At 68.6% G+C, this 5,612-nt stretch carries 6 protein-coding genes; 2 read left to right on the forward strand and 4 right to left on the reverse strand.

The annotated features are described in order from the left end of the window. Both HMPREF3086_RS03615 and HMPREF3086_RS03620 read right to left on the reverse strand, forming a co-directional pair. A partial coding sequence (locus HMPREF3086_RS03615) for a TetR/AcrR family transcriptional regulator (protein ID WP_246830890.1) occupies positions 1 to 559 on the reverse strand: 559 nt, incomplete at its 3' end. A 192-nt stretch (positions 560 to 751) separates the two neighbouring features. Further along, on the reverse strand, positions 752 to 1,993 hold the full coding sequence (locus HMPREF3086_RS03620; RefSeq protein WP_070720193.1) for a fatty acid desaturase family protein: 1,242 nt from the start codon (positions 1,991 to 1,993) through the stop codon (positions 752 to 754). 301 nt (positions 1,994 to 2,294) lie between these two features. On the opposite strand from HMPREF3086_RS03620, the gene HMPREF3086_RS19760 reads away from it, so the two are divergent. Beyond that, a complete protein-coding gene (locus HMPREF3086_RS19760) occupies positions 2,295 to 2,429 on the forward strand; it encodes a hypothetical protein (RefSeq protein ID WP_256386769.1) in 135 nt (44 codons plus the stop codon). Positions 2,430 to 2,521: 92 nt separating this feature from the next. On the opposite strand, the gene HMPREF3086_RS03625 is transcribed toward HMPREF3086_RS19760, so the two are convergent. Continuing rightward, positions 2,522 to 3,382, reverse strand: coding sequence for a mycofactocin-coupled SDR family oxidoreductase (locus tag HMPREF3086_RS03625; protein WP_061229249.1), 861 nt, complete (start codon positions 3,380 to 3,382; stop codon positions 2,522 to 2,524). 101 nt (positions 3,383 to 3,483) lie between these two features. Between HMPREF3086_RS03625 and HMPREF3086_RS03630 the strand changes: the two genes are divergently transcribed. Then, positions 3,484 to 4,818, forward strand: coding sequence for an NYN domain-containing protein (locus HMPREF3086_RS03630; RefSeq protein ID WP_061916629.1), 1,335 nt, complete (start codon positions 3,484 to 3,486; stop codon positions 4,816 to 4,818). Between the two features lie 13 nt (positions 4,819 to 4,831). Here HMPREF3086_RS03630 and HMPREF3086_RS18850 read toward each other — a convergent pair. Next, positions 4,832 to 5,612, reverse strand: a 781-nt coding sequence (locus HMPREF3086_RS18850) for an HNH endonuclease (protein ID WP_168169043.1), incomplete at its 5' end; no start/stop codon positions are given.

Here is a 5,612-nt window from a genome sequence, read left to right on the forward strand (position 1 = left end):
CGTGGCGGGCGAGCACCGCGCCCAGCAGCTCGGCGTCGTGCTTGACGTCGACCTCGGCGCCCGCCAGGCGTCCTACCGTGCGTTCCCACAGCAGGCCCTCGTACACCGTGAGCAGGTCGAGGGCGGCGGTGGCGGGATCGCGGAGCCCGGCGGCGTCGAGCGCGCCGACCAGGTCGCTGGGGTCGAGGAGGGACGCCACGAGGTCGGTGGTGTCCGCCTTGCCGGCCAGCTCGACGATGAGCGCCGACCGGGCCGCGAGTTCACCGCGGTAGTCCTCCAGCAGCCCTTCCATCATGCGCGCGAGTGTCGAGAGCACCTCGTCGGCGTTCGATGACGCGAGTTCCTGGATGCCGGAGACCTCGACGAACCCGCGAAGCAGCGAGGTGAGCCGGTCGACGGTGAGGGTGAGCAGTTGGGCGCGGGTGCGGCAGTAGTACGAGGTGGAGCCGGAGGGCAGTCCCGCCTCCGAGTCCACGGCGCGGTGGGTGAGGGCACGGACACCGTCCCTCGCCACGACCTCGATCGCGGAATCGGCGATGAGCATCCGCCGGTCCTCCATGGGGGCTCCCGTCCTCGTCGTCTTGTGTCGGGTGACCGGCTCGACCGCTGTGGCGTCGGTATGCGTTCCGTCCCGCTGACTCGAGCGCCAGCCTATAGCCGACCCGCGCCGCAGGGCGTCGAAATCACGGACGCCCCGGCACCGGATCGCGGTGCCGGGGCGTCGCCGGTCGTGACGGGGTCGCGGGCCTCGTCAGGCCACGGCGACGACCTTGCGCGCCCGTCGGCGCGCACGGTGGTGCTTCAGCGCGGTCTTCAGGCCCGCTCGCCTGCCCTCCGTGGCGGGTAATGGCGCGGGCAGGTTCTCGAACATCCGCTCGGAATGGGTCTCCGGCGCATCGTCCGCGGTGGCGCGCAGCATGTGGTTGGGCAGCGACAGCTTGGCGATGGTGCGCCAGGTCTTGGCATACTGGACCGGCAGCGGGCCGGCCACATACGGCAGGTCGTACTTGTCGCACACCGCGCGCACGCGCAGCGACGCCTCGGACAGTCGGTTGGACGGCATGTCCGGGTAGATGTGGTGCTCGATCTGGTACGAGAGGTTGCCGGACATGAAGTCCATGATCGGACCGCCGGTGATGTTCGCCGAGCCGAGCATCTGACGCAGGTACCACTCGGCCTGCGTCTCCTCCTGCACGTTCTTCTTGGTGAACTTCTCCGCCCCGTCGGGGAAGTGCCCGCAGAAGATCACCGCGTTGGTCCACACGTTGCGGATGCCGTTTGCGAGCAGGTTCGCGGTCGCGGTGGACTTCCACCCCTTACCCGACAGCGCCGGGTACAAGACGTAGTCCTTCAGCAGCTGGCCGGACGCCTTCTTGGCGAAGAGCTTGAGCTTGCGCTTGGTCTCCCCGCGGTCGTCACGTCCCATGGCGACCTTGCCCAGCTCGAGGTGCTGGATGCCCACGCCCCACTGGAACAGCAGGGCCAGCACCGCGTTGTAGGCGACGTTGCCGTAGAAGAACGGGCTCCACCGCTGGTCGCGGGTCACGCGCAGCAGACCGAATCCCACGTCGTCGTCCATGCCGACGATGTTGGTGAACTTGTGGTGCAGGTAGTTGTGGGTCTGCTTCCAGTGTTCGGACGTACCCACGATGTCCCACTCCCAGGTGGTGGAGTGGATCTCCGGGTCGTTCATCCAGTCCCACTGGCCGTGCATGATGTTGTGCCCGAGCTCCATGTTCTCGACGATCTTGGCGACGCCGAGCGCTCCCGCGCCGACCGCCCAGGCGGTGCGGTTTCGTGAGCCCACGAGGAGCAACGCGCGCGCTGCGACCTCGAGGCCGCGCTGGAAGCGGATCGTGTTGTGGATATAGGCCGCGTCACGCACGCCCAGGGAACCGATGATGTCCTGACGGATCTGCTCGAGCTCGGCGCCGAGCGCCTCGACGTCGTCCTCGGTGAGATGCGCGAACTCCGGGATGTCGGTGATTGCCATGAAGCTACGGTACCGTAACTTACGGTCGCGTAGGTACGTTCGGTTGCGTCGGTCACAAAAGTGAGGTCGGTTGTACTGGTCTCGGTGACCCGTTATCTGCGGCGTCTCCGATCGCTTAGTGAGCCTCGGTAACGCCCTGGCCTGCGAGGGAAGACGACGATATCCCAGTTGATGTCACGGTTGTGTAACGTCGGTTGGGTTCGCGACGACATAGAAGTCGTCGCGTAGGGGTCACGGATACGACAGCGCCTACCGCGGTACGACCCAGTACGCACCAGCACGACAACCGAGGAGACACACCATGAGCAACGCCAACGACATCTTCCTGCGGGCCATCCAGCCGGTCGTCGACATCTTCTGGTCCCTGGTGTGGACCGCCACCGGCTCGACCGTCAGCGTGCCGCGTCCGACGGCTCCGGCGCCCGAAGCGGCCTGATTCGCCGGGCCGGGTGCTCTGCCCGGCCGCACACGAAGGCCCGCCCCTCCGGTCGAGGGGCGGGCCTTCGCGTGATCTGAGACCGATCGGGCTCAGAGTCCGAACTTCTCGCTGCCGCCCAGGTCGACCGGGATCGAGGCGCCCGTGATGCCGGCGCCCGCGTCGCTGCACAGGTAGAGGGCCATGGACGCGATCGCCGACGGCTCGACCCACGGTTGGGGCATCTGGGTCATGTTGCTGTAGGTCTCCGCGGTGTCCTCGAGTGTCGTGCCCTTCCCACCTGACATCATCTCGATCATCGCCGGGTTCTCGATCATCGGCGTGCGGACGTTGCCCGGGTGGATCGAGTTGCACCGGACGTTGGAGAAGCCGAGTTCCCCGGCGAGGGCCTTGGCGAGGCCGCGGACCCCCCACTTGGACGTCGCGTAGCTACCGGTGAACGAGCCGCCGCGAAGGCCCACCATCGAGCTGATGAGTACCACTGAACCGCCCCGGCCCGTGGCCAGGATGTGGGGAATCGCCACTTTGGTGGTGATCCAGGTGCCCTTGAGGTTGATGTCCATCGTGCTGTCCCACTCCTCCTCGGACCGCTCCCAGGTGGCGATGGGCTGTGGCGAGACACCGGCGTTGGCCACGACGAAGTCCAGTCCGCCGAACTCGGCAACCCCGGCGTCGACCGCCTCCTGCATCCCCGGCAGGTCACGTACGTCGACGATCCCCGTCACGCACCGCCGCCCCAGCGCGCGGACCGCCTCCGCGGTGGCCTCGAGATCCGCCGGCTCGGCCATGGGATAGGGCACCGTCTCGATATCCCGACACAGGTCCAACGCGATGACGTCGCAGCCCGCGGCGGCGAAGGCCTCGCAATGAGCTCGTCCCTGGCCGCGGGCTGCGCCGGTCACCAGCACGACCCTTCCGGTCAGATCGGTTGAAGTAGTGGAGGGGTGCGACAAGGTGAAGCTCCTGACGATGAACGGCGGCGGTCCCTGCGGGGCCAGCCGACCTGCGGCATGCTTGAAGTCAACGTAAACAGACAGAACAGGTAGTGGTCATCATGCTCGAACGGACACTCGTCCTAGTGGATACGTCGTATCTACTGGCAAGTTTTTACAACTCCTGGGAGGAGGGTGCGCGAGGCCAGCTGGAGATATCACTCGCCACGGTCGTGCACCGGTTAGACCAGGTCGCCCATAGCCTCGTGGACCAGCCCGTGCAGCGGCAGAACTGGTACGACGGCATCCCGGACTCCGGCCCGCACCGGTACCAACGCACGCTGCGCGTTATCGAGGGTGTCCAATTGCGCGCCGGTCAGCTGATCGAGTGGGGTGAACGCCGTACCCAGAAGGCCGTGGACACCCTCCTCGTCGCGGACATGATCCAGGCCGCGTACAAGGGGCAGTGCTCGGACATGGTGCTGGTCACCGGTGACGCCGACATGATCCCCGGGGTCCGGGTGGCCGTGGACGCCGGCGTGCGGATGCACCTGGTGGGCTTCGGCTGGGACTCCATCTCGTCGGCACTGCGTCACGCCTGCGACACGACGACGGTCCTCGACCCCCGCACCGACTTCCACGACGCCATGCAGATCCGCGTCCTCGAGGGGCCGATACCGCCCAAGGTCCGCACACCGACGGCGACGCCCGCCCATCCGGGCGAAGACGGGCATGACCCCGACACCCACGAGTCGGTGGACCTGATGGAGGTGGACCTGCGGGCCGACCGCGCCGCCGCCACCTCCGTCGCCGACGAGACCCGGCTGACGATAGCTGACGAGGAACGCGCCGCCGACGCCGAGGAACTGGCCGCCGACGAGCATGAATGCGCCGCCCGGGTCGAGAACGAACACGACGGTCGGGAGGCAGAGGCCGGGCCGCCCCCGCAGGACGCCGCGACGCCTGCCCCGCGGCCGCGGCCGGAGGGACCGGCGGTGGTCACGCCGGCTGATCTGGCACCCAAGCCGGGCCCGACCCCGCAGGCTTCGCCTCCGCCCGCCGAGCACGCCGGGTCGGTTCAGAGGTCCTCGACGGCGAGCGAGCCGGCGAACGGGTCCTCGCGGCCGAACCCGTCGATGATGGCACCTCACCGTCGCCCGCTGCGGTCCAAGTTCGTGCCGTTGCCCGAGGAGGTGTGGACCTCCTCCGGCGAGCAGACCCCCTTCGACGTCGGACAGCAGTACGCCACCTGGTGGTACGAGCAAGCTGCGACCGAGCAGCAGCGCGACGAGGCGCACCTGTTGTCCGGTGGAGTGCTCCCCCCGGCGATCGACCGTCCGCTCCTACAGTTCGCCTGCCAGATGCTCAACGAGTTCACCCTTACCGAGACTCAGCGCGTTCGCCTGCGCGACGGATTCCACGAGGGGATCCGCGCCGTACTTCTCAAGCACCGCTGACGGGCCGCGCCCTCTAGAAGGGTGGTGGGTCGGTGTCGGTGGTGGGGTGGCTGTTTGTGGGTGGTGGTGTGGTGGTGTTGGCGGTGCGTTCGGCGGCCAGGCGTCGGGCGCGGCGGAGCCAGTGGGTGGCTTGTGGTCGGGGGTCGAGCCAGGGCCGGCGGGGTGGAGTGTCGTCGGTGTGGTCTGGGTGGGGGTCGCGTTGGCGCCAGCGGGCCAGGGGGCCGGTGGGGTGGGTGGTCAGGGTGTGGCCGGTGTCGGTGGTCACGGTCAGGGTGCCGTCGGGGGCGAGGTGGTAGTGCCAGCCGTGGAAGGTTTTGAAGCGGTGGTGTTGGCGGCAGATGCTGGCGAGGTTGGTTTCGGTGGTCAGGCCGCCGCTGTTGGGGTCGGTGTGGTTGAAGGGGCGGCAGTGGTCGATGTCGCAGTCCTGGGCGGGTACGGAGCAGCCTGGGTGGCGGCAGGTGCCGTCGCGTAGGCGGATGCGGTGGGCCAGTTCGGCGCTGATGCGGTAGCGGCGGGCTGCGGTCGGGTTGTCGGCGGTGCCGGGTTCGGTGTGGGGCACGGTGATGGTGGCGCCGACGCTGCGGGCCAGTAGTTCGATGAGGGCTTCGATGGTGGCCGGGCCGCCGCGGGGGAGGTAGACCTCGGGTTCGCCGTCGGGGCCCAGGGGTGCGAGGACGGTGATGGTGGGGCGGACCTGGGTGGCCAGGGGGCGGGTCCCGGCCCGCGCCGGGTGCTGGGGGTCTGCCTCGTGGTCTGGGCCGGCCGGGTCGAGGAAGGCGGCGACGAGGGCGTCG

Source organism: Dietzia sp. HMSC21D01 (assembly GCF_001815995.1).
Lineage (GTDB): Bacteria > Actinomycetota > Actinomycetes > Mycobacteriales > Mycobacteriaceae > Dietzia > Dietzia cinnamea.